Here is a 25204-nt window from a genome sequence, read left to right as displayed (position 1 = left end):
CTGCGTCCGGTCACCGGCACAATCGGCCGGCAAGGAACACCAACCTAGCGATGACCTGGGACACTGGGTGCGGCTGCGGATCGGCGGCACAGGTGGAAGGCGCCCCGACAGTCAGCAGTTCCTCTTGCCCTTGATCGGGTCAGACTTAGCCAACTGGCCGGCCTTGTCGAGGTACCTCACCAGCAGCGTCTGGCCACTGCAGAGAATGTACGGGACGACAACTTCGCAGGACGCGCGGCCTTCGCACACTCCGTCCCGATTGTTGATGATCACCTCGGCGTTCGTGACGGTCTTGTTGTTCTGAGCCATCTTCCACGCGACCTTGGCCTCGACGTGGTCTGCACTCGGGTAGACGGGTGTCGCCTTTGGGTTGCGGAGTGCGGGTGCTCCTGACTCGGTGCTCTTGAGCCAGTCGCTGATCTTGGTGACCAGCTCCTTGTCCTGCCCCATGGTCGAACCGCTGTAAACGAGTCCGTCCCAACGCTCGGCGGCTCCGTTCTCGGTCCTGATCACGGGCTGGCCCGTGGTGTAGCCGTCGTCGTTGGGCCTGACGCGGAGCTGGCGGACGATCTCCCAGGTCTGCTTGTCGCAGTCCGCCGGGTCGGCGTTGTGCACCAGGACCGGGGTGTCACCTGCCAGCACGAAGTAGGTGTGCAGGCCCTCGACGGTGAGGTTGTACGCCGGCGCGAGACCGGTCCAATGCCGGATCGAGGCGACCTGGACGGTGGCGCCGGACTCGGTGCGCAGCGTGTCGCCGACGCGCACCGCCGCCGCGTCGGTCCAGGCCCGGGTGGTGTCGACCCAGAAGGGGTGGTGGTCGGTCGCGGTGATCACGCCGGTGGTGCCATCGTCGTGGCGGATCGTCAGTTCGGTGAGGTCGCGGTCGTCGGGGGTGCGGATGGTGCCGGTCACAGCCCGGGGGCCGGCGACGTCAGCGGTGGGGTCGGCTGCGGTGACGAGGTCGCCGATGCGGATGCTCTCGATGGGGCGTGTGGTGCCGTCAGCGAGGAGGACCCGAGTGCCCGCGGGGAAGCTGTTGGGCGGGCAGGTGGTGAGGGACTCGACTTCGTCGATGATCTCCTTGCCGCCGGCGACGGTGGCCTGGGCGCCCTTGGCGAGGGCTGCGTTGAACTCCTCCTGGCCGCCGGCCGGCCTGGCGCGCGGGTCCCACACCTCCAATGCCTTGTAGTGGCCGTTGGGCTTGCGCACCAGGGCGTCGTACGTGGCGACGGGAGAGAGCCGGGCGCGGTCGGCGGCGGTGAGCCGGTTGACTGCGTCGGGGGCCAGGTAGGCGGTGACGGGCCGCTTGACGACCTTGACGCCGTGCTGCTTGGCGTAGGCGTCGACGGCCGCGTTCTTGCGGCCCGCCTGCCGGTGGTCACGATCATCCACCGGCGCGCCGCTGCGGTCGGCGAGACGCTGCGGCCGCGCCGCGTCGGCGCCCTGCGCCATGGACGTGGTCGTCGGCGGCGGGCCGGCCGGAGCGTTGACGAGGGCCTGGTTAGAGGACGCCATCTGCTGGAGCAGCTGCTGCCGCTGGGAAGACAGTTGCTGCATCTCCTGAAGGAGCGCCGTGGCCTGCCGGGCCAGCGCGAGCGCGTCGGCGCTGACCTTCGACGCGTCCTTGGCCAGCTCCTGCTGCTTCGCGATCATCTGCGAGCGCTCCGGCTCGAGCGCGGCCCGTTCCGCGCTGAGCTGGGCGGCTTCGCCGTCGAGCTGTGCCTTCTCCGCGCTGTAGGCGTTCGCGGCCGCGGCCTGCGCGGGCAGTTGGAATTCGTGCGGAGCGGCGTTGTGCGCGGCGATCCGGCCGTTAAGGGCCTGGGACCTGGCGTTGAGCGCGGCGATCTTGGCGTTGACGGAGGCGGCGTCCCCACTCGCAGTCGTGGACCGTTCCTGCAGCGCCTCCGATGCCTGTGTCAGGTTCTGTGTGGCGCCCAGGAGCTCGCTGGTTCGCTGCGGCAGGGCGGCGGCCTGCTGGCTGAACGCGGCGACCCGGGTGTTCAGGGCGGGGGGGTAGGCCGGACTGGGCCGCAGCGGTTCGGGGGCGGACGCGCCGGATGCCAGCGCGGCAACGCCGGGGATCGGTGGGTCGGCCGCCGGGGCCGCGGTGCTCTCGCCGGTTGCGAGTGCCGGCACGAGCACGGTGAGGAGTGCCAGGCACAGACCACGTCCCACGGCGGCCCTCACCTGGGCGCTGACCGGGCGACGCACCGCGCCGCGCCCGGTCACTGGGTCACCTTCGCGCCGAGCCGGTCGGCGATCTTCGCCACGGCCGAGGTGCCGTCACCCCCTTCGCACAGTGCCACCTGTACCAGGGCCCGGCCGGTGGCCCGGGCCTGGCGATAGCACGCCCAGCCGTCCCCGGCATCCTGGACCGACGTCCAGATGACCGTTTCCGGAGCGACGGTGTCGGTCTTGTAGGTCCACTTCGAGGTCTGGCCGTCCGCCTCGGTCCGCTGGGCGGCCGGACAGTTCTTGAGCCCGTCTGCCAGCACGCGCAGCGCGGCCCCGGCGGCCTGCGCCTCCGGGTAGATGCCGATGACCTGGGTCGCCGTGTAGTCACCCGTTCCATCCGCATCGCCGTACGTCGCCGAGACGAAGGTTGTCCAGGCCTGCCCGTAGACGGCCTTGGTGGCCGGCCCCACTGCGGCCGCGCACGTCGACGGCTCGGCTCCGGGAGCGGCGGCCGGCTCGCCGACTCGTGCGCCGGCCACGAGCGTGGTCCCTGCCAGCGCGCTGACCTCGTCAGGGGAGAGCAGGTCCGCCTGGACCGTTCCGGCAGCCACGTGCGGCGACGTGTCCACCGCATCCGGCTCACGGAGCCAGAGCCAGCCCGCCAATGCCGCGAACCCGACGCAGAAGACGGAGACCAACGCCAGCAGCAACCACGGCACTCGCGGCGAGCGCAGCGGCGCACGCGGCCCCGGTGCCGTGGGCTCCTCCGGGCCGGACGACGGCGGCGCAAGGGTGTAGTCGGAGTTCTCTGTCACGCTGAGCTCCCCCAATGACGCGACTCGGGTTGCGTTCTGTGAACGCCTCGGACACCAACCGTCACCTACGCCGTCTTGCAGGGCAAGACCATCCAGCCCGACTTGAGGATCTGCAGAGCATTCTCGAAGTGGCAACTAGCAAGAAGTGAAAGAACTTTGCCGGGGTATGGGCAGTCATCGTTCGCCGTCCCACTCCAGCTGGTCCTCCCAGAGCCCGAGCGCGTCGGTGAACAGGTTGTCCGGCGTGGACTTCACCTCTGGCGGGACGGACGGCCCGCGTCTTGACGCCGCTGCCGTGGCTCAGCTCGATCTCGGCAGCAATGCCTGGGGATCTTCGACCGGGGCAGCCAACGCCCAGAGCGCGGCTGAGCTGTTCTTCCGCGCCGGCTGGCGGGTCCGGCGATCGAGCTGGACCGAGGTTCAGGTCGAGAACGAGTCCGCGGAACTTGAGCTGGTTCCGCAGGAGCCTGTCCTGTCCAGCGGGTTCGTGGATCCCGATCGCATCACTGACCTGCTGGGGGATTGAACGCGATGGGCTTGTCCTTCAGCGTCGAGTTCGAAGACCGCGAAGGGCGAGAGCACATCTTTCGCTTGGCCGACCGGCCCGGCTGACAGGCTCAGCCGCGGTGGGCCCGGTTCTCCTGCGCCAGGAGCTCGCGTCGTTGGCGGGTCCGGTAGGAGTTGTGGTCCGAGGCGGTGTCAGGGAGTGTCGCCCGCCCGTGCCCCTGGGGTGGGCAGGCAGCAGACGACCTGAACGCGGCCAAGGACCTCCACGGGCGCCACCAGCGCCGAGTACGCCACGGTCGACGCCGTCTGGACCGCCGTCAACGTCGCTGAGCCGCCGGCCCGCGCCCGACGGCCGCCCGCGCCTACCCCGGCCCGACCAGCCCGCACTCGTACGCGAAGATCACCGCCTGCACCCGGTCCCGCAGACCCAGCTTGGCCATGACCCGGCCGAGATGCTTCTTCACCGTGGGCTCCGCGAGACCGAGGGCGGCGGCGAGTTCCGTGTTGGTCAGGCCGCGGGCGGCCCCCAGCAGGACCTCCCGCTCGCGCGCGGTCAGCACGCGCAGCCGCTCCGCGTCGCCCCCGCCGCCGTCGCCGCCGTCGCCCCCGGCGGCGGGGAGCCGGTGCGCGAAGCGGTCCAGCAGCCGCCGGGTCACCCGGGGGGAGACCACGGCGTCCCCCCGGGCCACGTCGCGGATCGCCCCCAGCAGTTCCTCCGGCCGGCTGTTCTTCAGCAGGAAGCCGGAGGCCCCGGCACGCAGCGCCTCGAAGGCGTACGCGTCCAGGTCGAAGGTCGTGAGCACCAGCACCCGCGTCCCGGGCGCCTCGCGCAGCAGCAGCCGGGTCGCCTCGATGCCGTCGGTTCCCGGCATCCGCACGTCCATCAGCACCACGTCCGGCCGCAGCCGCCGCGCCAGCTCCACCGCCGCCGCCCCGTCGGCCGCCTCCCCGACCGGCTCCATGTCCGGCTCGGCGCGCAGGATCATGCCGAACGCCAGCCGCAGCAGCTCCTCGTCGTCCACCAGCAGCACCCGGACGCTCACGGCGCGCCCCCGGGATCCAGCCGTACGAAGACCCGCCAGCCGTCGCCCGGCCGCGGGCCCGCCTCCAGCACCCCGCCGAAGGCCGCGGCGCGTTCCCGCATCCCCGTGAGACCCAGCCCGGACCCGGCGGATCCCGTCCGCCCGGTCCCTCCGGCCCGCCCGTCGTCGGTCACCTCGACCGTGACCGCCCCCGGCGCGCAGAACACCCGCACCTCGGCGCGCGCCCCCTCCGGCGCGTGGCGCAGGACGTTGGTCAGCGACTCCTGGACCAGCCGGTGCACTGTCAGCTGCGCCGCGGCCGGCACCCCGGCGGCCTCACCGTCCACCCGCAGCCGGGTCACAAGGCCCGCCGCCTCCATCCGCTCGCACAGCGCCCCGAGCTGCCCGATCCCCGGCGGCAACCGCCGGTCGTCCCTTGGCCCAGCGTCGGGACCGGCGTCGGTACCGGCGTCCTGGAGCAGGCCCAGCGCCCGCCGCATGTCGGTCAGTGCCTGCCGCCCGGTCTCCGCGATCCGGGCCGTCACGGCGGAGGCGTCGGCCGGCCGCGCGTGCCCGAGCGCGTCCGCCAGCGCCACCACCACCGACAGGCCGTGCGTCGCGCTGTCGTGCAACTCCCTCGCGATCCGCGCGCGTTCCTCCTCCACCGCCCGACGCTCCCGCTCGTCGCGGTCCCGTTCCAGCCGCGCCAGCCGCTCCGCCCGCGCGGCCCGCCGGATCCGGGCGTTCGCCCCGAGCAGCGCGCTCGCGGCGACCGCCGCCGTCATCGCGGCGGCCGAGGCGAGGAAACGTCCCTCGGGCGCCCAGCGCGCCGCCGCCAGCACCGCCCCGGCCACCGCCACCAGACCCGCCGCCCACGCCGACCGGTACGGCGCCCGCGCGGTCACCGTCCCGAGGGCGACCAGCAACGCCGCGTCGGCCGGCAGCTGAACACCCAGCAGCCACTGCGCGAGCGCCGCGGCGGTGATCACGCCGAACGCGGACCGGGGCGCCCGCCGCCGCCACACCAACGGGAGCACCAGAGCGGCCTGCAGCGCGAAGCCCGTACCGTCCGCCACCCGCCCCGGCCCGAGCGTCAGCAGGAACAGGGCCGCCGCGAGCGCGGCGTCCGCCGCCAGGGGCGGCACCCGCCCCTGCAGCCAGGCGAGGGCGCCCGGCGGGCCCGTCCGTACCGCGCCGGTCTCGGTCATCGTGTCCGTCCTCGCGTCCGCGTCGTCCGGCGTCCTCGCCGGAGCCCCACGGTAGGGCCCCCGCGCCCGCGAAGGCGTCCGCCCACCGGCGGAGACCGGGGAGACCCCGGGACACCGGTGCCTCCTCCGTGCGAAGGAGCGGGCGCGCCCTGGGGCGACCCGCAACCACCGGCGGGATCGTCCCCCGGCAGGGCGCCCCGCACCCCCGGTGGCGAAACCCTGGTGGAGACCCCGCAGCCGTACCCGCCCGAGGAGCCCGCCCATGCCCCCGACCCGCCGCGCCCTGCTCGGCACGCTCGGCGCCGCCGTGCTCGCCACCGTGGCCGCCGCCCCCGGACACCGCCCGGCCGCCCCCGCTCCGGGAAGCCGCCCCGCCGCCCCGGCCGGGGGTGCCGGCCCCGCGCCCTCCCCCGGCACCCCCGTCCCGCTGCGGCTGCCCGCACCCACCGGGCCCTGGCCCGTCGGCACCGTCGCGCTGCACCTGGTCGACGACAGCCGCCCCGACCCCCTCCTGCCCGCCAAGCCCTACCGGGAGCTCATGGCCGGCCTCTGGTACCCGGCGGAACCCGGCGCCGGCCACCCGACGGCCCCCTGGCTGCCCCCGGCCGCGGCGGCCGACTGGGACGCGCACTCCGCGCCGGCCCTCGGTGTCCCCGCCGGCGCCGCCGACTGGCGGGGGATCAGGACCCACGCCCGCACCGGCGCGCCCGTCGCCCGCCGTGCCGGCCGGCTGCCCGTGGTGCTGTTCTCCTCCGGCGACGGCGGCTCGCGCGCCCTCGGCACCACCCTGGTCGAGGAGTTGGCGAGCCGCGGCCACCTCGTCGTCGCCCTCGACTCCACGTACGAGGCCGAACAGGTCGAGTTCCCCGGCGGCCGGGTCGAACGCGCCCTCCCGCTCCCCGACGACCTCACCCCGGAGGTCATCGCCGCCCTCCTCGCCGGGCACTCCCGGGCCCGCCTCGCCGACGCCCGCTTCGTCCTCGGCGCACTCGACCGGCTCGCCCGCGGGGACCGCCCCGACACCGGCACCGCCCCACTCCCGGACGGGCTCGCCGAAGCCGCCGACCCGGCCAGGACCGGCGTGCTCGGGCAGTCCCTCGGCGGCTCCGTCGCCGCCCAGCTCGCCCACGACGAGCCCCGCGTCCGCGCGGCGGCCGACCTCGACGGCGCCCTCCTCGGACCCGTCGCCGACAGCGGCCTCGCCAAGCCCCTCCTGCTGATGGCCTCCGGTACGAAGACCCTGCGCACCGAACCGAGCTGGGCCTCCTGCTGGGCGGCGTCCACCGGCCCCCGGCACGCTCTGCGGCTGCGGAACGCCGCCCACGGCTCGTACACCGACCTCCAGGTCCTCCTGCCCCAGCTCGTCCACGGCCTCCCGGTCCCCGACGCGGCCGGACTCATCGGCACCGTCGACCCCCGGCGCTCCCTGGCCGCCCAGCGCACCGCCGTCGCCGCCTTCTTCGCGCGGTACCTGACGGGGCGGCCCACCGGCTTCCTCGACCGGCCCGGCGACGACTGGCCGGAGCTGGAGGTGCTGCGCTGAACCGGCCCGCCCGGCACCCCTCATCGCGCCGGGCGGCACGGCCGTGCCGCCCGTGGCGGACGCGGGGCGGGCCCGGACACGGAGCCGACACGACCGGAGAACGGACGGGCCCCTGTGCCCTCCCGCGAGCCGGCGGTGGGCGGCGTCGGTGGTCCGACGGGCCCGGAGGGCGGCCTCGCAGGCGCATTCGGCGACGTCACGGCGGGGCGGTGGCACTCACGGCGCAGCGCGTGCTTGAGGGTGGTGTCGTGGTCGGGGTCGTAGCGCGCCGCACGGGTGGCGGCCTTGTGACGGGGCCATCTGTAGCGCGGCGATGTCGTCTGCGGGGCCTGCCCGCGCCGGCGGCGTGCGGGTGGAGCAGGTAGGGGCGATCGTGGTGATCAGCGCAGCGGTTGCCGAGGATGGAGAATCTGATGCGTCGTACGGTCGTGCTCGGGTGGGGTTTGCCGCTGGTTGTGCTGGCCGCGGGGCGTTCGAGCGGGCAGTCGGTGGTCACATCGCCGCAGAGTAGTTCGGTGACATCGCCGGTGTCCGGGACGAAGTCCAGCATCACCCGCCGATGGGTCAAGAACGACCGGCTCAACCACGCCGGCTATCTATGGGCATTCTCCGCACTCACCGCCTCACCCGGCGCCAAAGCGCACTACCGACGCCGACGCGACGCCGGAGACGAACTCACCGGCTGGCTTTGTTCACGAGAACGGGTTCTGGCGCAGCCACCTGAGCCAGAACCCGTTCTCGTGAACAAAGCCACCACGCCGAAATCCCCTGGCTTGCTAGCGTGGCTGCCATGTCGAGGGATCTGCCCGAACTGCGGGCGTCACACGAGGATCGTGACCGCGTCGTAGACGCCCTACGGCTCGCCGGAGGTGATGGCCGGCTCACCTCCGAGGAGCTCGACGCCAGGGTGGAGCGCGCGCTGTCGGCGCGGACGCAGGGCGAGTTGGCCGCACTGGTGGCCGACCTGCCAGCCGCACTCGAGACGAACGACGTCCTCGTGGTCGAGCAATCCGGCGGCAAGTGGTCGCGGGCCGGGCGCTGGACGGTGCCGAACCGCATCGCGCTGCGAACGAAGATCTGCCGGGTCACCTTCGACTTCACCGAGGCGGTGATCACTTCGAGGACGCTGCGAATCGAGGCGGACATGAAGCTCGGCAAGCTGGTCATCGTCGGCGGACCCGGCATCGTGATCGACACCAACGGGCTCAATCTCAGGTTCTCCAAGGCCAAGCTGCTCCGCTCGGGCCGTGTCGCCGCCGACTCCCGGCTCCGCATCGAGATCACCGGAACGCTCAACAACGCGAAGGTCATCGAGCAGTGGCCATGAGCCCGGCCATCTGTCAGCGGGGAGCCCCGCTCGTATCGAGTTCGCCGCAACTGTCGCTTTCCTGCCCTCTGGTGGACGCCTCTGACGTGGTGCACAGCACCGCGTCCGGGGCCACATTCAGGCACCAGCCGCAGGGCACTGCGTACGGAGGCCTGCACCGTTGCGGAGCGCTGGGAGCGTAGTCGTTCGATCTCTTGGTGCTGGACGGCGATCCGGGAGAGAGCGAGCTGTTTGAAGTCGGTGTCCAGGGACCAGCCGCAGGCGGGGCATTCGGCCCGGCCCTCCCAGCCGATCTCGGGCCCGTCGTTCTGGTCGCAGTCCGGCCTCGGTGAGTACCTCGCGGACGGCGACCTGGTCGGCGGTGACCGTGCGGGGACCGGCGGCGGTGACGTAGCGGCGGGTGAGGGGGGTCAGGTCGCCGATGCGGGCTTCGTGGAGGTCGTGGAGGGCGCACAGCAGTGCGGTTTCGGGCGGGGTCTGCGCCCTCCGTCGCCGCCAGGATGATGCCGATGACGGTGGTGCGGTGGCTGTGTTCGGCGACGGTCTCAGCGCCTCGGATGCCGTCGTAGCTCCATCCGGTGCGGTGGATGTCGCGGAGGGTGCCGGTCTCGAAGATCAGAGCTGCCGTGCCGGCGGCGTCCTGGTCGGGGTTCATGTGGTCCTCTGTTCGTTGGCGGTTGCGAGGGCGGCGGGCCGGGGTCCCGTCAGATGCCCGTCCACGACGGCGAGCAGGGTCGCCTGCCCGTGCTGCTGGGCGACGGCGTGCTGGCCGCTGTCGAACGCGGACCAGGCCACGACCCGGGCGAGTTCGGCGGTGGCGGAGAACAGCTCGCGGCCGATCTCGTCGGTGTAGGTGCCTTCCAGGAGTGGGATGGCCTGGTGGGTGAGGCACTGGGATACGGAGCTGGAGCGCCAGTCCCGCCGCCGAACTTCGAGTCCCAGAGCCGGGCTTGGTCGGCGGCCTCCCACAGGTCGGCGAGGTCGGTGCGGCCGACCCGCCGTCCGCCGGCAGTGTGCTCGGTGGTGCGGTCGGAGGGGGCGACGATCCAGCGGGTGACGGGGGTGGTGTAGGCGGCGGCGGTGAAGCTGCCGCCGCTCAGGAAGCTGCGTCGGTTCACTGTGCTGGAGCTCCAGTAGTCCAGGACGCCTCGGATGGCGTCGGTCCGGTCCCCGGGGAAATCCCATCCCCAGCGGGAGGCGGCGGCGCTCGGCACTGCGGCAGGACGGTGCGGACGTACGAGGCCTGCGTCCAGGGGGTGCCTCCGAAGCCGTCGCCTGCCTGGGCGTACCAGGCGTACGGGCGACTCGACGGCGGCCAAACACTTCGACGCCCCGGCCGGCTGACCCGTACGGCCCCAGGACGGTGGACCCCGCCATTCCACCTGTACCGAACGCCCTGGCAGAGCGGTGCGCCCCGGTCAGCCCGCAGGTCGGCCGGGGCGCCGGTGGCGGCCGGAATACAGCGGACCGCGCGGCACCGGCCTTGCCGGGGACCTGTGCCCCTGACAGTCTTCCGGCACGTGCCCTGCGGTGGCCGGGGCACGGGCCAGACCCCCGGTCGGCCCCGACCCGTTGACTCTGCCCGATGGACGAACCGACCAGGAGTGCCCGCCATGCCGCGTACGACATTCCATGTGCCCCCCACGCTGCTCGCCACCACGGCGACGGCTGCCCTCGTCCTCGCCACGGCCCTCACCGCGGCGACCGCCCCGGCCGCCGAAGCCGGGACCATCGCCCAGGCCCCCAAAGCCGGGACCACAGGGGCCACCGCGGCCACCTCAGGCTGGACCTGCTCCGTCCCGTCCGGCTACACGTACACCTCGTCCCGCAGCTCCTACGCCTGCTCGGGAGGCAGCAGCTACCGGACCACCGAGTTCTACGCCGAGCCGCCCGCCAACGGCCTCTGGGCCTGCACCACCATGCCCGGCTACACCCACACCGGGGTCATGAGCAACTACACATGCTCCAGCGGCGGGAGCTACACGACCAACCAGTTCCTGCTCTACAAGCCCGTGACCGGCATGTGGGCCTGCTCCGTGCCGTCCGGGTTCACGTACACGGCCACCCAGCAGAACTACACCTGCTCCGGCGGCGCCAGCTACACCACCACCCAGTTCCTGCTGCGCGCCCTGTAGACGCCGAGGGCCCCGGGCCCGAACGCGCGCTGGCTCACGAGCCCGGTCTCCAGCCCGAGGGCTACGGGTGCTGATCCGGCTGCTGCTGCGGGATCCGGGGCTGCCGCGGAACTCGGTGGCGAGTCAGCTGCGGTGCGGCCAGGCCGCGGGCGCACCCCGTGCGGCCAGGCCGGAGCCCGTGCCCGGACCGTTCAGCTCCGCCCGTGATGACGGATCGTCAAACACGTTGGCAGGTGGCCGCTTCGTGGGAACCGCGGTGTTCCGCCGTTCGTCTCCTCTGGCGCACACTCCGCAGAGCGACTCGACACGAGGAGTAACGGTGGACGTGACCGACCTGAACGGGAGTACCGTTCGCGCCGACCCGCAGGCGCTGGCGGGGGCGGGCAAGATCGCGCTGGACTTCCGGCAGATCGTGCTGGCGACCTCGGGAACGCTGGAGACCGCGGCCAACAGCGCCGCCGGCGGCCTGTCGGGCTGGCAGACCGCCTCCGCGCTGACCCGGCTGGCCCAGGTGTGGGAGAAGCAGTCGGACGCGCTCGCGGAGCGGCTCGGCCGCACCGGCGGAAACCTGGAGACCACCGCCCAGCAGTACCGTTCGACCGAGGCCGCCAACCAGGCCGCCTTCGAGGGGCGGTGAGTGCGATGCTGACCGTCGATCAGGTCCGTGACGCCAGGCTCGGCCCGCTGCGGTCGGCCGGGCAGGGCTGGTTCACCCAGTCCCGCTTCCTCGCCGCGCTGGCCGGCCGCTACCGCACCGAGGTCGCCGACGCGACGGCCCGCAGCGGCTGGGCGGGGCCGGCGGCCGATGCCGCGCGGGCCGCGATGGCCGACGACCAGCGGCAGCTGGACGCGGCCCAGCGGGAGGCGGCGGCGCTCGGCACCGCGCTGACCACCGCCGCGGCCGAGTTCGACGCCGCGCAGCGGGCCCTGGTCCAGGCCCTGGACGACGCCGCCCGCCTGGGCGTGAACGTGACTCCGGACGGCGGGGTGAACTGGCCGGAGTCCATGCGCAACGATCCCGACACGCGGTCCGGCGAGCTCCCGGAGAAGGCCCGCGAGGTGCACGGGCGGATCAACGACGCCCTGCAGAGGGCCACCGCGGCGGACCAGGCGGCCTTCCAGGACATCACCGACGACCTGGGCATCCGCGAGGACGCGTTCAACGCCACTGCCCACGACGGGCGCCGGGCCGACCCAGGCACCATCCTGGCCGGCTACCAGGTCAAGGACGATCCGCACGGCACGGTGAAGTACCCGGACGCGATCACCGCCTGGGTGCTCGGCACCGACCGGCAGAAGATCACCGCAACCGAGGCGGTCATGCTGGACGGGCTCACCCTGTTCGCCCGGATGGATTTCGCGGACATCAGGGAAAAGGCGTTCGACGTCTCGGGTGAGAAGTTCTCCCCCGTCAACGGCGCGAACGACAGTCATCGGGACGCGTTCCGGCACGCGTACTGGAATGCGCTGATGACGAAACGCTTCGGTGAGGACTGGGCCAAACGCTATGCGAGCGCGCACGAGCAGTTGCCAGGAAATCCCGGTGACCGGGAATCCATGGACCTCTTCAACAACGAGGTCGGCCGCCGGATCGCCGCGGCGAATCCGCACGCCTCGGACAAGGAGCTGGAGCGTTTGGTGGAGGAGGCCGTGCGGCGCGGTGACACGGTGGTGATCAAGCCGGAGGGCGGTGCCCTGGCCTACAGCGACCAGGTCGAGGACGGCCAGACCGGCGAGAGCAACAACAAACCGTTCGAGGGCAAGGGTCAGGACCCGGGCGGAGTGCCGTCGGAGCTGAAGTCCTGATGGCGGCCCGCCGCGTTCCGGCCCCGGTGCTCACCGGACTGCTCGCAGCCGTCCTCGCCGGGGTGCCGGTCGCCGGGTGCGCCGCGGGCGAGGATCCGGTGCAGGCCGTGATCAGTGCGGAACTGGACCGGGAGCTGAAGGCGTTGGGGCCGGCCGGCCCGGGCGAGGTGACGCTGACGTCACCGGGGGGCCTCGGCTGGGACACGGTGTACGTGTTCGGCCGTGGCACCCGGGACGAGGAGATCTCGAAGGTGGTCGGCGACCCGGTGCGCTGGGAGGAACAGGACGCCAGCCGGTCGTCGTCCGAGCTGATGGTCTTCGTGGCCGGGGGTGAGGCCGTCGGTGCCTACGAGATCGCCGTCGGGTTCGGCCGGGTCGACTACCGGCGGCCGCTGCACCGGGAGGTGCGGCTGGCGACCGCCACCGGGGCCGACGCCGCGGTCCGCGTGGTCGGTCAGTAGGGGATCGGCAGTAGGGGATCGGCAGTAGGAGATCGGCCGGTGGGGGCCGGCCGGCGCCCTTCTGTCGGGGTTCGTTCGGACGGGCTGCCGAGTCGGCGGCCCGTCCGGCCGTCGAACCCGAGCCCGGTCGACCCGGTACGGTCCCGGGTCGACCGCGTCATGGGCTCACGGTCAGGTGGCGACGACCTTGGCCGTGGTCCTGGTGCGATTGAGCTCGCCGTCGGCGATGGACGCCGAAAGGTCCACCGCGGACCTGGTCCACGCGCCGTCGGGCGAGGTGATGCTCACCGGAACGGTCGCGATCGCCTGAGCGTCGGTACAAGGGACGCGGACCGAGCCGCTGCCCGATGCGGTGGACTGTGCGGCCTGCACGGTGATGGCGGCCCACTGGAAATCCGAGTGGCACCGGTAGGTCACGGAGACGTTCAGCGTCCGGCCGGCATCCGCGACGGTGGCGCCGTTGACACCTAGCGAGATGTACGCGGCGTGCGCGGGGGCGGTCGCGAGGATCGCACCGGCCGTGGCAAGGGCGGGGACGGCCAGGAACCGGGTGAGTTTCGTGCGAACGGATGAGCGCATGAGGATCTTCTCCAGTCGTCGCATCGGACAGGGTGAGGTGAGTGCGGGGATTTCCCGCACACCCATGGTGAGGTCCCGTCCCGGTCAGGGCGCCAGGAGAGTTGGCGGACGTCTGAAATGACACGGCGATCTGGCGTGGAGTCGCCCTGGTCCCATATTCCCGGTGCCGCCGTGAACGCCGTGTATATCGGACGTCGACCGCATCCGTATATGGTTCGCCGCGCATTTCCGTCCGCCGGAAATGAGGTGCGGGAATATGCCGGTCGTCGTCGACGGGATCGCCCACGGTCGTCGTCCGGAGGCCGCGAGCCGGGCTGCCCGGATCAGGCGCGCCCTGAGTCACGCGGTCGGCGGATACTGCCCGGTTCGGCCCGTTCGCGGCGAGTTGGCCGCTTCTTCCTGCCAGGCGTGTCCGATAGCGGGTCGCGGTGCAGCCGCTCGGGGATTGGACACTGATGGACCGCTATCCCCCGATCGCCGACCACGGCCTGGTCGGCGACCTGCAGACCGCCGCCCTGGTGTCGCCCCAAGGCGTGGTGAACTGGTTCTGTTCACCGCGGTTCGACTCGCCGAGTGTGTTCGCCTCGCTGTTGGACCACGAGCAGGGCGGGTACTTTCGGCTGGCGCCGCGGAGCCGTGCCCGTAGTCGGCGTACATCGCGCGCAGCAGCCGGCCGCCGGCCTGAACGCGCTGAGGAGCGTCTCGGGGTACTCGATCCAGCAGATCATCAACCTCGGGGAGCAGCAGGTTCCCCGGGCCGCGTTCAAGAAGGCGTCGCTGAGCGACTGGTTCAACGGCAGGGCCGTGCCGGGCGACGCCGCCCGGTTCCGCCGCCTGGTCGAGCTGCTGGAAGCCCGGGCCGAAAGGTCGCCCGGGCACCACGCCAGGACGGTCCGCGACTGGGAGCAGCTGCGGAAACGGGCCCGGGACGAAAGCCGGCCCCGCCCCGCAGCGGCCCCAGCATCGCGGACCCCCGCCGCCCCGCCGCAGCAGCTCCCGCCCGCACCCGGCGACACCGCCAAAGCCGGCCGCGTCCTGGCCGCCCTGCCCCCGGGTGCGCCGTGGCTGCGCAGCCTGCGGACGAACCCGACGGACCGGGTCCACATCACGCACAGCGCCGCGTTCGACAACGCCTGCGACCGGCTGCGGGCCGAGGTCGTGGTGGCTTCGTCCACGTTCAGCAGCAGCGTTTGTCGATGAGTTTCAGCAGCAGTTGGTGATCAGCGCGCTCGCAGATGTTCACGAGAAATGACGGCACCGTCGTCAGCTGGGGCGTTCGTGCCGATCACCAGGGCGACCAGCGCATCCATGGAATCTGGCACGGTAATCTCAGGTCATGCCCGAGACGTCAGTGGCGCACTTCTATGACGAACTGGCCGACGACTACCACCTGATCTACTCAGACTGGGACGCGAGCATCCGTCGGCAGGGGGACGCCCTGGACGCACTGATCGGACAGGATCGCGCGGCGGTGCTCGACTGTTCCTGCGGCATCGGCACCCAGGCCATCGGCCTGGCGCTGCGCGGGCACCGGGTCACCGGGACCGACATCAGCCCTCGCGCCGCCGCCCGCGCTGCCTGGGAGGCTGCCCGCCGGAGCCTGAGCCTGCGCACGGCCGCCGCCGACATGCGGCGCCTCCCGTTTGCCGATGGCCAGTTCGACACTGTCGTCTGCGCCGACAACTCGCTGCCTCACCTGCTGACAGAGCAAGATGTGAACGCGGCCCTGGCTGGGATGCGCCGGGTCCTGCGCCCCGGCGGCCAGCTGCTGATCAGCACACGGCCCTACGACGACCTGCTGCGCGATCGTCCGGCGTCGGCACCTCCGCAAGTCTCCAGGGTCGCCGACGGCGGAGAGCGAACCGTCACCTTCCAGCTCTGGCACTGGCACGACGACGGGGAGCACTACGACTTGGAGCACTTCCAACTCCTTCCGGCAGGCGGAGAATGGCGCGTCCAGGTCCGCCGGACGACCTACTGGGCACTCGGCCATGACCGGCTGGCCGGCCTCGCAGCCGAGGCCGGGTTCGTCGACCCTCGGTGGCGGATGCCACAGGAGACAGGCTTCTTCCAGCCGCTGCTTGTGGCCCGCGCCGGCGGGTAGGCGGTTCCATCGCTCGGCGCGGGACGGTTGATGTCAGCCGGCCTTGGCTGCCTGCTCGGCGCGGGCTCGGGTGCTGGCGAGGCGGTAGGAGCCGGTCCCGGTTTCGATGATGGTGCCGTTGGAGGTGAGGCGGTCGACGATGGCCGCGCAGAGGCGGGGGTCGAGCCGCGGAGCCCCGCAGGGGCCGTGACGGAACATCACGGGCCCTTGCGGCGCCCGCAGCAGGCCTGGCCCGCGCTCGCCCCCTTGGTGTGGGGTGCGGGGCGTCTACGACGGCCGCACCGGGGCGAACTGCTCGACGCCCGCGAGGGTGGTGAGGACGGGACCTCCGCCCTCGGGTGAAGCGTGCCGATCTGCGCCGGGTGGTGGGTGATGGGCGATGGGCGGGTGGTGCGCTCGCGGACCGGTCCGGAGCGCCCTTGCACACCTGGCCAAGTTCTCTGCAAGGGCAGCACAGTCGGCGCGGCCCGGCAGACCTAGGGTCATGGCACGGCGAAGCCCGATCGACGCGGCGAGACGACAGGGGCGAATCCTCCCTGATCAGCCACCGGACGACGGGCCTGTCGGTCACCGACCCGTGGCCGACCCCCAGATGGTCCGCACCACCCGACTCCTCCCCCAGGAAGGCACCACTATGCGTATCCGCAAGGCGATAGCGGCTCTCTCCGTCACGGCCCTCGCGTCGCTCGGCACCATCGCGGCCGCCCCGGCTGCCCAGGCCGCCCTGACCGGCGGCTACGGCTGCTCGGGCTCCCACATATGGTCCGGGAACGTGGGCGGCGCGGGGACGGTCCACACCTACTACGACGGCTCCACCAACTGCTCGGTCTTCGTCAAGGACACCTACGCGGGCGTCAAGACGTACACCGACATCTACATCCAGAAGAGCGGCGACTCCGGATGGATCGACGGTGGCGGGGGCTACTACACCACCTACGCCGGGCCGGTCAGCATCTACGCCCCCGGCGCCTGCATCCGGGAGTGGGTCATCGAGAACAACCCCAGCGGCGACAACATCGTATACGGGCCCACTCCCTGGCACTCCTGCAGCTGACACCGTCCGGCGGCCGTCGCCGGCCCGGCCAGGCCAGGATCCGGTCGGCCGGCCGGCCGGCGGGGGCATCGGACAGGCAGCCACCGGTGAGAGGGCGGGGGGTGGTCCCGGCGGAGTGCCTCGGCCCCACGGCCGCCCCCTGCCCACGTCTCGATCACCTCGCGGGCCGGTCCTGCGGGTGGTCACCTGCCGGGTCGCAGGTGCGGTCGAGGTCGCGCCAGGCGCGCGGGGAGAGGCCGTACGCCTGTTTGAAGGCCCTGCTGAAGTGAGTCGCGTCCACGAAGCCCCAGCTGTGCCCGATCGCGGCGATCGACCGGTACCGCGCCTTCGGTCCGGCCAGTTCCCGCCGGCATTCCTCCAGACGGTTCGAGCGGATCCAGTCGCCCGGGGTGACCCCTGACCGGGCCAGCAGTGTGTAGAGGTGCCGAACCGAGACGCCGTGTGCGGAGGCGATCTGCGCTGCGGACAGGTCGCGATCGCGCAGGTGCGCCCGCATGTACCGGAGGATCCGGAGGTTGAGCGTCGCCTCCGCCGATTCGCGGGCCAAGGGCGAGTCACCGAGCCGGGAGGTGACGGCGGCGCGGATCAGATCGAGGCTGGGTTCCGTGACCGCCTGGGCGTACCGGTCCTGGTGGAGGCCCTCGGTGGCTGCCAGTTGGGAGAAGTAGGCGTAGGCGAGGGCGGCGACGGGGCTGTCGGCGCGGAACGTGACGGCGGTCATCCCCCTCAGTAGCGGTTCGGGCAGCGCGAGCGCGGCGCGCGGGAAGCGCAGGAAGTGGTGGTCGACACCGCCGTCGAAGCCGAGGGCGTACGGCACGGACGTGTCGTAGAGGGCGAACTCCCCCGGTCTCAGCACGGCCTCGCGATCGTTCTGCGTCACCACGCTGGTACCCGTCACCTGGAGGCCCAGGAAGATCTCCGGCTCGGTGTCCTCCCGCGCCAGCCGCGGTGTCCGCCGTATCGTCAGGCCGGTCGCCCGTCCCGAGCAGACACCGATGCAGCCGACCGTGTTCAGCGTGACCTGGACCGAGATGTTCTCCGGCGCGTGGTGGTGGTCGATCTCGATCCGTACGACGGACTCCCAGACCGCGGACCGGACCGCTTCCTCCCGGTCCCCCGGTGGAAAGGCTGCCGTGTCCAGGGTCGCGCTCACAGAGCAGAGCCACCCGGCGACCGCACGGGTGCGGCGCCGAGAACCGCAGGGGACGGACAGCGCGGCTCAAGGCGGCCGTCCCGGTGCTGTCTCCGCACTGAGTGTCCTCCCCCCGAAGGCCCGTTCCGTGCCCAGGATGGCAGGGCCGGTCGCGGCACGCAACGGGTTCCGACGCGGCTGGTTTCCCAGCCGGCTACCCACCGCCGCGAGGCCTGACGGAGCACCTGCCCCAGGCCCGACGGCGTGCCCTCCGACGGCCCGACTCCGCAGGGACCGCCCGCTGGGCCTACACCCGCGTCAACACCGCAGCACAGTTCCTCACCTTCACCGCAGGGCTGGGCGCGCACTCCACGACGTCGCCCAGCACCACGTCGACCAGTGGCTCACCGGCGGTGCGAGCACCCGTCGGGAGATCAGAGGCTTCCTCACCTGGACCGCCCGCCACGGACACAGCCGCGAACCCACGGTGCCGCACCGCACCTCCGCCGAACCGGTCGGCCTGAGCGAACACGGGCACCGGACCCTGCTCAAGCGGTGCCTGCACGACGACAGCCTGCCTCTGGACGTCCGGGCGGCCGGCGCCCTGATCCCGCTCTACGGGCAGCGCCTCAGCCTCCTGGTCCTGGACGAAGCGGAGCTCCGGCCGGGTGGGCAGGTCGTCCAGGTCGAGATCCTCACCCGGCGCACCCGCATCGGCGGACTCCTCGGACAGGTCCGCGACCTGGAATCCGAGCGGGCCCAGGACGCCGTCCAGCGGAACTCCCGCCCCCGGGGCGCAGCACGGGACGGGGGCGGGGGCTGTGGCGCGGCTCGACTGGTTGCCCCGATCACCAGCTGAGGCGGTCCGGTGGACGATGAAGGCCCGGGCCGCGCGGTCCGGGCCTTACTGCGTCCTCGACGGGCCCTGTCGAGGGCTGCCGTCAGACGGTACCCGCGGCCACGGCGGCCGCCGCCGGCTCGGGTGACGGCGATGCGCTGTAGTCGCGCAGCCGGATCGGGGTGGTGCGGGTGTTCTCGGGTGCCTGGGCTGCCAGCATGTCCAGGATCTCCTGGGTGGGGGCGGGCATGAAGAACCGCTCCGCGCCCTCGCGACCCAGGCTCTGGTGCTCCGTCGCGTAGCCGCGCATCTCGCGCTCGTAGGCGGCGAATGCCGTGGCGTGGTCACCACCGGAGGCGGCGAGTTCACCGGCCAGGATGTAGGCGCCGATCAGGGCCTGCGAGGTGCCGCGGCCGGAGGTCGGGCCGGCGCAGTACCCGGCGTCGCCGAGCAGCACGACCCGCCCCTTGGACCAGGTGTCCATCTCCACCTGGGCGTTGGCGTCGAAGAAGAAGTCGGGTGCCTGCGCCATCTCCTGGAGCAGGCGCGGGATCTCCCAGCCGTCGTCCGCGAAGCGTTCGGCGATGATGCGCTGCTGCCCGGCGCGGTCGTGGCGGTCGTACTCCAGGTGCTCGGCGGCGAAGTGGAAGGCGGCGCGGGCCTCGGTGTTGGCGCGGGCGGTGAAGATGTTGGCGGCCTTGCCCGGGGCGGCGTAGAGGCGGCCGGTGTTCTTCAGGCCGAGGTAGTTGTCCAGGCTGAAGATGGCGGTGTAGATACCGAGGTGGCGCACGAACTGCTCTTCGGGGCCGAAGGTGAGTGCCCGGGTGCGCGAGTGCAGACCGTCGGCGCCGACGACCAGGTCGAAGCGGCGGGCGGCGCCGCGCTCGAAGGTGACCTCGACGCCGTGCTCGTCCTCGGTCAGGCTCGCGATGGAGTCCCCGAAGACGTACTCGACGTCGTCGCGGGTGGCCTCGTACAGCATCCTGGTCAGATCGCCCTTGAGGACCTCCAGGTCGCCCGCGAAGATCACGGCCGGCAGGGTCGCGTACTGGCGGCCCTCGGCGTCCACCATGGCGGCGTCGCCCATCTCGGTGTCCAGCTCGCGGATCTGCTCCAGCAGGCCCATCCGGTCCAGCACGTCCAGGGCCTCGCCGCGGAAGTCGACCGCGTAGCCGCCCTGGCGCACCGCTTCGGCGCGCTCCACCACGGTGGGGACGAAGCCGTGGCGGCGCAGCCAGTAGGCGAGGGCGGGGCCGGCCACGCTGGCGCCGGAGATCAGCACGGTGCGGGAAGCGGTGGTGGTGGTCATCTCGGGTTCCTCTCTCAGGTCGATGCGTACAACGTATGGGCGTCAGATTCCCGTGTGAAGTGCGAAATTGAGGAAGGAATCCTAGTGCACTAGGCTTCATGTACTAGTACACCAAGGAGTGCCTCATGTCCGCAGAGCCGCCGTACGCCAAGATCGCCGCCGAGCTGCGGCACCGCATCGGGACCGGCGAGCTGCGCCCGGGTGACCGGGTGCCCTCCACGCGGGCGCTCACCCAGCGGTGGGGGGTCGCCATGGCCACGGCGACCAAGGCACTGGCCGTCCTGCGGCAGGAGGGCCTGGTCCGAGGGGTGCCTGGGGTGGGCACCGTGGTCTGCGCCGTCCCCCGTGCGTCGCGGACGGAGGGGCCGGCGACGGGCCGACGGACGGACGGACCGCCGGAGGAGTCGACTGCGCGCCGGCGCCTGGTGCGGGCGGGGATCGCGATCGCCGACGCGGAGGGGGCGGCCGCGCTCACCATGCGGCGGCTGGCCGCCGAACTCGGCACCTCGGCGATGTCGCTGTACCGGCACGTGCAGAACCGGGACCAGCTCCTCGCGTTGATGGTCGACGCGGCCTACGCACAGGCGCACCTGCCCACCCCGGCCCCGCCCGACTGGCGGTCCCGCCTGGAGCTCTCGGCCCGGGCCCAGTGGCGGCTCTACCAGGAACACCCCTGGCTGGCGGCCACGATGAACCTCGCCCGCCCGCTGCTCGCCCCGAACGGCATGCGCCATGTCGAATGGGCCCTGGCGGCGCTGGAGGGCCTCGGCCTCGACGCCGGCGCCCGGATGCACGCGGCGGTCTCGCTCTTCGGGTTCGTCCGGGGCTGCGCGGTCGACCTCGCGGCGGAGCAGGAGGCGGGTCACGCCAGTGGTGTCAGCGGCGACCAGTGGATGCAGGTCCAGGAGGCCCGGATGGCCGCGCTGCTGTCGGACGGCACCTTCCCGGCGTTCACCGCCGCCCGCACCGACCCCGGCCTGGACCTGTCCGCCGAATCCCTGTTCACCTTCGGCCTCGACCGCCACCTCGACGGCTTGGCGGCCCTGATCGCCGCCGCGGGCGACCAGTCGAACTCCGGCGAGACGGGCAGCACGGTCGTCAATCCCCAGTGAGACTGGGGAAACCTCACCGAGACAGGACAGCCCTGGCGGGCCCTACCCCGAACCTCAGTCACTTCAGTCCCTGACAGGCCCCCGACCAGCACAGACACCCAGTGCCCACACAACACAACGACAACAGGGGACAGCGGCACAGCCGGGCCGGGAGCAGCAGCCCTCGCCACCAGCCGGCCACTGCGGGGCCGCAGGCCGGACCGGCGCTCAGAGCGACGGGCGACACAGACGACACGGGTGGGGCGCACTGGCAGGCGCCGCCCGGGCCCGGTGGCCGCTGCCCAAGGCCGGGACCCGGCCACCAGGAACGGCCGCCACCACTGACCCGTACCCACCGGGCACCGCGGCAGCAGGGAAGTCGGGCCCGGCGGCGGCGTGGGCGGCGCCCGGCGACGCGATATCGGCTTCGCGGGCGCCGGCGGCGCGTGGCACCATGCCGCCATGGCGACGAGCGAGGCCCCCGCAACGGTGGACGAGGCAGTGCGTGAGCTCCGGGGGCTGGCCCACGAGTGGGTCGACGGCCGGCGCGCGGACCCGGACGTTCTGATCCAGGCCGCACTCCGCGCCCTGGTCGCCGAGGTCGACACACCGTCGCTGTGGCTCCTCGCCTGGCTGCTGAGTGGTGAGGAGGACCAGGCCTCGGAGCTGTTCGGCCAGGTGATGGACGAGCTCGGGTTCGGCTTCCACCCGCCCGAGGACTACTGGGAGGGCCGGCTGGCGCTCGCCCGCTGGTGGGCCGCCGAAATCGTCGGCGGATGGCTCGACCCCTTCGAGGGCGCCGAACTCATCATCGAGAACGTCGCGGAGGCTTACGGGCCGGCCGAGGAGTTGGCGCCCCTGGTCGACGCGCTGGACGCGCTCTGGGACCGCGGGCCGCAGACGCCTCCGGACGAAGCCGTCACGTACGTGATCCGGGCCGCCCACGAACTCGTGGCCCGCATCCCGCCCCCTTCTTCCGCCCCTTCTGACAGCACGGCGGCGCCGACAGTGCCGCGACCCGATCCGTGCAGGACCCGGCCGTAACTCCCGCGCGGTCGCCCGCCCACCGGCCCGGCCGCCTCCCCCGGATGCCGGCGCAGCCCCGTCGTTCGGGCCGCTGCCCGGCCGTGGCTTCCCAGGCGTGCAACCACAACGGCGCGGCGGGTCAGCCGATGAGGACTTCGGAGGTCCGACGGGGGTCCGGATGCCGTCGTGGCCGGACCGGCGCAGCCGGATCGCGCCGCGCACCGGCGGCGAGTCCAGGACCGGGCGGACAGCGGCGTCGGACCCGGCAGTGGCTCCGCCGGTACATCGTCGTGGGGGCGTTCGGCGTGGTCACGTCGTGAGGATCCTGGCCAGGCGTGCCGATTCCGCTCGGACGCGCTGGGGTGCGGCCGGTGCGGCCAGGGCGTCGAGGGCTGGGACGGCAGTGCGGATGCCTTCGGCTGCCGCGCACTCGGCGGCGAGTACGAGGGCGTCGGCCAGTCCGCGCCTACCGGGCTCGGCGGCGAGCTCGGTGATCACGGCCGTGAGAATGGCCCATACCGTCGGGCCCGCTCCGCTGCGCGCGGCATCGGCCAGGGCGCCCAGGATCCGGTTCGGCTTGGCCACGGACAGTCGCCAGAGTGCCGCAAGCCATTCGCCGAGTACGTCCGGCCGGAGCCGACCGCGTGCGGTCGCCGTCAGCAGGAAGTCCAGCGCGGCGGTGCGGTCCGCTGCTCGGGTGGCGCTCAGCCCGTAGGCGAGCAGGAGGTGGCTCACCGGTCCGAACTCGCCGGGGACCTCCGCGAGGCGGGGCAGCAGGGGGTTGGTTCCCCGGGGGCCGGCTGTGTCCGCCTGTTCCACCGCGACGGGGAGGACGTGCGCGGCGACGGCCTCCGGGTGCCAGGGCGCCAGCCAGGCCAGCTGGGCGAGCTCGGCGGGCGACATCCCCGGCACGCCCATGAACCGGCAGGTCTCGGTGGGGTCGGGGAGGCGGTGGAGGAGGCCGGTGATGCCCTCGGGTACCGGCGCGGCGCCGACGGCCAGCGGTGCGATGCGCGGGACTGTGGGCAGCGCCCGGCCCTGGACGCCGACCCGCTCGGGCAGCTCCAGGGGTTGGATGTGGAACCGCTGGGATGCGGGCGGTGCCGTGTCCTGGGGCAGGTCGTAGCCGAGGCCGGCGGCGGCTGCGCGGACGGACGGTAGCGCGTGCGGGGCCACCCGGAGCAGAGCCTGGGCCAGGTCCCCGGGCCAGGGACGGGCACCGGCGGCCCGGTACGCCGTGAGCCGCTCGATGAGCGCGGCCGGATCGATCGTGCCGTCGCCAGCCGTGGGCGTGGCGAGCAGGAGCGGCACCGGCGTGTCGGTGATCCCGCACGCCGCCTCGTGAACGCGCAGTGAGGGGATCACGGCGGGGGTGCCCAGGTGGGCGGGGCGGTCCAGCAGCGTGGTCGTGTACCGGCCGGACTCGTGCGTTCGTCCGGTCAGGGCGTCGAGCAGGAAGCCGAGCGCTCCTCCGATGCTGCGGAAGTCCCGGACCGGGGCCGGATTCGCGTCGCGCCGTGCGGCGAGCGGGGCCAGCGCCGTCCGAAGGGCGGCCGCGTCACGGTGGTGCTCGATGACGAGGGCGGCGAACACCGTTTCGAACTCGGCGGGGTCGGGCACCCCGGTGGCCATCACGGCGCCCAGCCGCTCGGCGAGATCGAACGGTCCGGCGGGTGCGGCCGGCAGCGCGGCAGGCCCTGTGTGTGCCGGCGCGGCGGACGCGTCCTCCTGCCGCTCGGCGGCCGGGGTCGGGATGGCCAGCAGGCGGTGGGCATCGGCCTGGAGGGCGGGGCTGAGGGTGGTGGCGGCGGCGCGCACGGCCTCAGCGGTGGAGGGGGCGGCGTGGGGCAGATGGCGGGCGGCGAGTCGCAGGGCCTGTTCCTGGATCGCGGGAGCCGGGTGGGTGAAGGCCTCTGCGACGGCGGGCAGCAGGCCGTCGGATCCGGCCGGGTCGCGGCGCAGCGCGGCGTCGACCCGGCTCAGCTGGGCGGTGGCGAGGGCTTTCTCCGGGCGGGCCAGCACCCCGGCCGTCAGTTCGGCGAACAGCTCGGCCGGCAGCCGCGCGTCCACGGAGCGCAGCGCCGCCTGGGAGACCTTGGCGGCGCCCGGCGCACCGTCGGCGGCCAGTCGGACGTGGTCGCGGGCCCGGGCGAGGATCTCTTCGGCGTCGGGGGCCAGCGCCGTGTACAGCTGGAGGAATCCGCGCAGGTTTCCGGGCCGGTCGCCGCGCAGCAGTCGGCCGAGGCAGAGGTCGATCAGTTCGGCGCGGTCGAGCAGGCCCTCGCCCGCCAGGGCGGTGAGCACCTTGGGCCACTGGTTGTCCGGCCCGGAGTTGGCGGCGTACGGGTGGGCGAACTCTGCTCCGGCGTCGGGGACTTCGAAGAGTCGGCGGACGAACTCGGCGATCCGGGGCTGCGCACGCAGCCAGGAGAGCAGCGAGTGGTGACGCGGCACCGGCTCGCGCAGACCCTGGTCGGCGAACCACTCGCCGATCTCCCGGTGGTGGTGGTGGATCAGTCCGCCCTCGCGCACCCAGCCGATCATGTAGCCGTCGGTGGTGGGGAGTTCGGTGCCGGACCAGACGGCGAGTCCGTGGGTGATGAGCCAGCGGGGGCGGTCACCGCGCGCGGGCAGCCATTCGGCGAGCCGGACCGCGAGTTCGCGGTGGAACGCCGCATCACGGTGCGGTGGGAGCAGGGCCAGCAGGAGGGTGTGCGGGTCGGGGTCGGTGGAGCCGCCGCCGGGCAGCGGCCAGGTGATGCGGAGGAGGCGGCGGGCAGTCAGCCAGTCCAGGGCCTCGGCCGGGGTGGCGGCGGAGAGGATCCCGGCGAACTGCAGGGCGGCGAGCTGGTCGTACGCGGCGGCGAACCGTCGGGCGTCGCCCGAGGAGAGCTCGCGCACCAGCTCGGTGCGGAGCTTGCGCAACGGGGTGCGCAGGTGGCGCAGCTCGGCGGCGGGCACGGGGCGAAGGCGGTCGATCACCCCTTGCGGAATCCGGGCGGCGATGAGCGCGCGCGCCTCGTCCCAGTTGATCGTCTCGCTTGTACGGTCGGTCACGACGCCCCCACCCGG

At 73.0% G+C, this 25204-nt stretch carries 23 protein-coding genes and 3 pseudogenes; 15 read left to right on the top strand and 11 right to left on the bottom strand.

What is annotated here, in order from left to right:
- Positions 1–111 precede the first annotated feature (111 nt).
- Positions 112–2229, bottom strand: a complete 2118-nt coding sequence (locus ACGFZP_RS31525; protein WP_392939505.1) for a polymorphic toxin-type HINT domain-containing protein — start codon at positions 2227–2229, stop codon at positions 112–114.
- Complete coding sequence (locus tag ACGFZP_RS31520; RefSeq protein ID WP_392939504.1) at positions 2226–2990, bottom strand: sensor domain-containing protein; 765 nt, start codon at positions 2988–2990, stop codon at positions 2226–2228. The genes ACGFZP_RS31525 and ACGFZP_RS31520 overlap by 4 nt, the downstream gene beginning before the upstream one ends.
- Positions 2991–3234: 244 nt before the next feature.
- Between ACGFZP_RS31520 and ACGFZP_RS31515 the strand changes: the two genes are divergently transcribed.
- A complete protein-coding gene (locus ACGFZP_RS31515) occupies positions 3235–3516 on the top strand; it encodes a hypothetical protein (RefSeq protein ID WP_392939502.1) in 282 nt (93 codons plus the stop codon).
- A 343-nt stretch (positions 3517–3859) separates the two neighbouring features.
- Here ACGFZP_RS31515 and ACGFZP_RS31510 read toward each other — a convergent pair whose 3' ends face one another.
- Positions 3860–4540 (bottom strand): response regulator, encoded by a 681-nt coding sequence (locus ACGFZP_RS31510; RefSeq protein ID WP_392939501.1) that lies wholly within the window; start codon positions 4538–4540, stop codon positions 3860–3862.
- Complete coding sequence (locus ACGFZP_RS31505) at positions 4537–5727, bottom strand: sensor histidine kinase (protein ID WP_392939499.1); 1191 nt, start codon at positions 5725–5727, stop codon at positions 4537–4539. Before ACGFZP_RS31505 ends, ACGFZP_RS31510 begins: the two co-directional genes overlap by 4 nt.
- Before the next feature lie 262 nt (positions 5728–5989).
- Between ACGFZP_RS31505 and ACGFZP_RS31500 the strand changes: the two genes are divergently transcribed.
- The 3 genes and pseudogenes from ACGFZP_RS31500 (at position 5990) to ACGFZP_RS31490 (ending at position 8597) form a co-directional block, all read left to right on the top strand.
- Positions 5990–7270 (top strand): alpha/beta hydrolase family protein, encoded by a 1281-nt coding sequence (locus ACGFZP_RS31500; RefSeq protein WP_392939498.1) that lies wholly within the window; start codon positions 5990–5992, stop codon positions 7268–7270.
- A 530-nt stretch (positions 7271–7800) separates the two neighbouring features.
- Positions 7801–7941 (top strand): annotated as a pseudogene (locus tag ACGFZP_RS31495) (IS110 family transposase); the annotation flags it as partial.
- Between the two features lie 119 nt (positions 7942–8060).
- A complete protein-coding gene (locus tag ACGFZP_RS31490) occupies positions 8061–8597 on the top strand; it encodes a DUF1707 domain-containing protein (protein WP_392939496.1) in 537 nt (178 codons plus the stop codon).
- A gap of 13 nt (positions 8598–8610) precedes the next feature.
- Here ACGFZP_RS31490 and ACGFZP_RS31485 read toward each other — a convergent pair whose 3' ends face one another.
- Together ACGFZP_RS31485 and ACGFZP_RS31480 are read right to left on the bottom strand one after the other, a co-directional pair.
- On the bottom strand, positions 8611–9252 hold the full coding sequence (locus tag ACGFZP_RS31485; protein ID WP_392939494.1) for an HD domain-containing protein: 642 nt from the start codon (positions 9250–9252) through the stop codon (positions 8611–8613).
- A complete protein-coding gene (locus tag ACGFZP_RS31480; RefSeq protein ID WP_392939492.1) occupies positions 9249–9566 on the bottom strand; it encodes a hypothetical protein in 318 nt (105 codons plus the stop codon). The genes ACGFZP_RS31485 and ACGFZP_RS31480 overlap by 4 nt, the downstream gene beginning before the upstream one ends.
- A gap of 644 nt (positions 9567–10210) precedes the next feature.
- On the opposite strand from ACGFZP_RS31480, the gene ACGFZP_RS31475 reads away from it, so the two are divergent.
- The 4 genes from ACGFZP_RS31475 (at position 10211) to ACGFZP_RS31460 (ending at position 12999) form a co-directional block, all read left to right on the top strand.
- A complete protein-coding gene (locus tag ACGFZP_RS31475) occupies positions 10211–10732 on the top strand; it encodes a hypothetical protein (protein ID WP_392939490.1) in 522 nt (173 codons plus the stop codon).
- Between the two features lie 319 nt (positions 10733–11051).
- Positions 11052–11369: a hypothetical protein gene (locus tag ACGFZP_RS31470; RefSeq protein WP_392939488.1), complete on the top strand. Its 318-nt coding sequence runs from the start codon at positions 11052–11054 to the stop codon at positions 11367–11369.
- A 5-nt stretch (positions 11370–11374) separates the two neighbouring features.
- Positions 11375–12538: a DUF6973 domain-containing protein gene (locus ACGFZP_RS31465; protein ID WP_392939486.1), complete on the top strand. Its 1164-nt coding sequence runs from the start codon at positions 11375–11377 to the stop codon at positions 12536–12538.
- Positions 12538–12999: a hypothetical protein gene (locus ACGFZP_RS31460; RefSeq protein WP_392939484.1), complete on the top strand. Its 462-nt coding sequence runs from the start codon at positions 12538–12540 to the stop codon at positions 12997–12999. Before ACGFZP_RS31465 ends, ACGFZP_RS31460 begins: the two co-directional genes overlap by 1 nt.
- 171 nt (positions 13000–13170) lie before the next feature.
- On the opposite strand, the gene ACGFZP_RS31455 is transcribed toward ACGFZP_RS31460, so the two are convergent.
- Positions 13171–13602 (bottom strand): hypothetical protein, encoded by a 432-nt coding sequence (locus ACGFZP_RS31455; RefSeq protein WP_392939483.1) that lies wholly within the window; start codon positions 13600–13602, stop codon positions 13171–13173.
- A 431-nt stretch (positions 13603–14033) separates the two neighbouring features.
- Between ACGFZP_RS31455 and ACGFZP_RS31450 the strand changes: the two are divergent.
- From ACGFZP_RS31450 to ACGFZP_RS31440, 3 genes and pseudogenes are all read left to right on the top strand, one after another.
- Positions 14034–14207: pseudogene (locus ACGFZP_RS31450) on the top strand (trehalase-like domain-containing protein); the annotation flags it as partial.
- 7 nt (positions 14208–14214) lie between these two features.
- The gene (locus tag ACGFZP_RS31445) at positions 14215–14778 is read left to right on the top strand and encodes a hypothetical protein (protein ID WP_392939640.1); all 564 of its coding nucleotides are present in this window, start codon (positions 14215–14217) and stop codon (positions 14776–14778) included.
- 136 nt (positions 14779–14914) lie between these two features.
- Positions 14915–15682 (top strand): class I SAM-dependent methyltransferase, encoded by a 768-nt coding sequence (locus ACGFZP_RS31440; RefSeq protein WP_392939481.1) that lies wholly within the window; start codon positions 14915–14917, stop codon positions 15680–15682.
- A gap of 33 nt (positions 15683–15715) precedes the next feature.
- On the opposite strand, the pseudogene ACGFZP_RS31435 reads toward ACGFZP_RS31440, so the two are convergent.
- Positions 15716–15844, bottom strand: a pseudogene (locus tag ACGFZP_RS31435) (AAA family ATPase); the annotation flags it as partial.
- Positions 15845–16316: 472 nt separating this feature from the next.
- Here ACGFZP_RS31435 and ACGFZP_RS31430 point away from each other — a divergent pair.
- Entirely contained in the window at positions 16317–16736 is a 420-nt protein-coding gene (locus ACGFZP_RS31430) for a hypothetical protein (RefSeq protein ID WP_392939480.1), read from the top strand.
- Positions 16737–16890: 154 nt separating this feature from the next.
- On the opposite strand, the gene ACGFZP_RS31425 is transcribed toward ACGFZP_RS31430, so the two are convergent.
- The gene (locus ACGFZP_RS31425; RefSeq protein ID WP_392939479.1) at positions 16891–17889 is read right to left on the bottom strand and encodes a helix-turn-helix domain-containing protein; all 999 of its coding nucleotides are present in this window, start codon (positions 17887–17889) and stop codon (positions 16891–16893) included.
- 466 nt (positions 17890–18355) lie between these two features.
- Between ACGFZP_RS31425 and ACGFZP_RS31420 the strand changes: the two genes are divergently transcribed.
- Positions 18356–18727 (top strand): hypothetical protein, encoded by a 372-nt coding sequence (locus tag ACGFZP_RS31420; protein WP_392939477.1) that lies wholly within the window; start codon positions 18356–18358, stop codon positions 18725–18727.
- Positions 18728–18809: 82 nt separating this feature from the next.
- Here ACGFZP_RS31420 and ACGFZP_RS31415 read toward each other — a convergent pair whose 3' ends face one another.
- A complete protein-coding gene (locus ACGFZP_RS31415) occupies positions 18810–20015 on the bottom strand; it encodes an FAD-dependent monooxygenase (protein ID WP_392939476.1) in 1206 nt (401 codons plus the stop codon).
- Positions 20016–20140: 125 nt separating this feature from the next.
- Between ACGFZP_RS31415 and ACGFZP_RS31410 the strand changes: the two genes are divergently transcribed.
- Both ACGFZP_RS31410 and ACGFZP_RS31405 read left to right on the top strand, forming a co-directional pair.
- Positions 20141–21127, top strand: a complete 987-nt coding sequence (locus ACGFZP_RS31410; RefSeq protein WP_392939475.1) for a TetR/AcrR family transcriptional regulator C-terminal domain-containing protein — start codon at positions 20141–20143, stop codon at positions 21125–21127.
- A 441-nt stretch (positions 21128–21568) separates the two neighbouring features.
- Complete coding sequence (locus ACGFZP_RS31405) at positions 21569–22150, top strand: hypothetical protein (RefSeq protein WP_392939473.1); 582 nt, start codon at positions 21569–21571, stop codon at positions 22148–22150.
- A 291-nt stretch (positions 22151–22441) separates the two neighbouring features.
- Here ACGFZP_RS31405 and ACGFZP_RS31400 read toward each other — a convergent pair whose 3' ends face one another.
- Positions 22442–25189 (bottom strand): DUF6493 family protein, encoded by a 2748-nt coding sequence (locus tag ACGFZP_RS31400; protein ID WP_392939471.1) that lies wholly within the window; start codon positions 25187–25189, stop codon positions 22442–22444.
- Positions 25190–25204 lie beyond the last annotated feature (15 nt).

This window comes from Kitasatospora sp. NPDC048239 (genome assembly GCF_043202015.1).
Classification (GTDB): Bacteria; Actinomycetota; Actinomycetes; order Streptomycetales; family Streptomycetaceae; genus Kitasatospora.
This window is presented reverse-complemented; position numbering and strand designations above follow the sequence as displayed.

What these genes read in the sequence shown, in the direction of transcription:
- ACGFZP_RS31505 (WP_392939499.1), bottom strand. Translation starts at nt 5,727, where the DNA reads ATGACCGAGACCGGCGCGGTACGGACGGGCCCGCCGGGCGCCCTCGCC.
- ACGFZP_RS31500 (WP_392939498.1), top strand. Translation starts at nt 5,990, where the DNA reads ATGCCCCCGACCCGCCGCGCCCTGCTCGGCACGCTCGGCGCCGCCGTG.
- ACGFZP_RS31490 (WP_392939496.1), top strand. Translation starts at nt 8,061, where the DNA reads ATGTCGAGGGATCTGCCCGAACTGCGGGCGTCACACGAGGATCGTGAC.
- ACGFZP_RS31485 (WP_392939494.1), bottom strand. Translation starts at nt 9,252, where the DNA reads ATGAACCCCGACCAGGACGCCGCCGGCACGGCAGCTCTGATCTTCGAG.
- ACGFZP_RS31475 (WP_392939490.1), top strand. Translation starts at nt 10,211, where the DNA reads ATGCCGCGTACGACATTCCATGTGCCCCCCACGCTGCTCGCCACCACG.
- ACGFZP_RS31465 (WP_392939486.1), top strand. Translation starts at nt 11,375, where the DNA reads ATGCTGACCGTCGATCAGGTCCGTGACGCCAGGCTCGGCCCGCTGCGG.
- ACGFZP_RS31460 (WP_392939484.1), top strand. Translation starts at nt 12,538, where the DNA reads ATGGCGGCCCGCCGCGTTCCGGCCCCGGTGCTCACCGGACTGCTCGCA.
- ACGFZP_RS31455 (WP_392939483.1), bottom strand. Translation starts at nt 13,602, where the DNA reads ATGCGACGACTGGAGAAGATCCTCATGCGCTCATCCGTTCGCACGAAA.
- ACGFZP_RS31440 (WP_392939481.1), top strand. Translation starts at nt 14,915, where the DNA reads ATGCCCGAGACGTCAGTGGCGCACTTCTATGACGAACTGGCCGACGAC.
- ACGFZP_RS31430 (WP_392939480.1), top strand. Translation starts at nt 16,317, where the DNA reads ATGCGTATCCGCAAGGCGATAGCGGCTCTCTCCGTCACGGCCCTCGCG.
- ACGFZP_RS31415 (WP_392939476.1), bottom strand. Translation starts at nt 20,015, where the DNA reads ATGACCACCACCACCGCTTCCCGCACCGTGCTGATCTCCGGCGCCAGC.
- ACGFZP_RS31410 (WP_392939475.1), top strand. Translation starts at nt 20,141, where the DNA reads ATGTCCGCAGAGCCGCCGTACGCCAAGATCGCCGCCGAGCTGCGGCAC.
- ACGFZP_RS31405 (WP_392939473.1), top strand. Translation starts at nt 21,569, where the DNA reads ATGGCGACGAGCGAGGCCCCCGCAACGGTGGACGAGGCAGTGCGTGAG.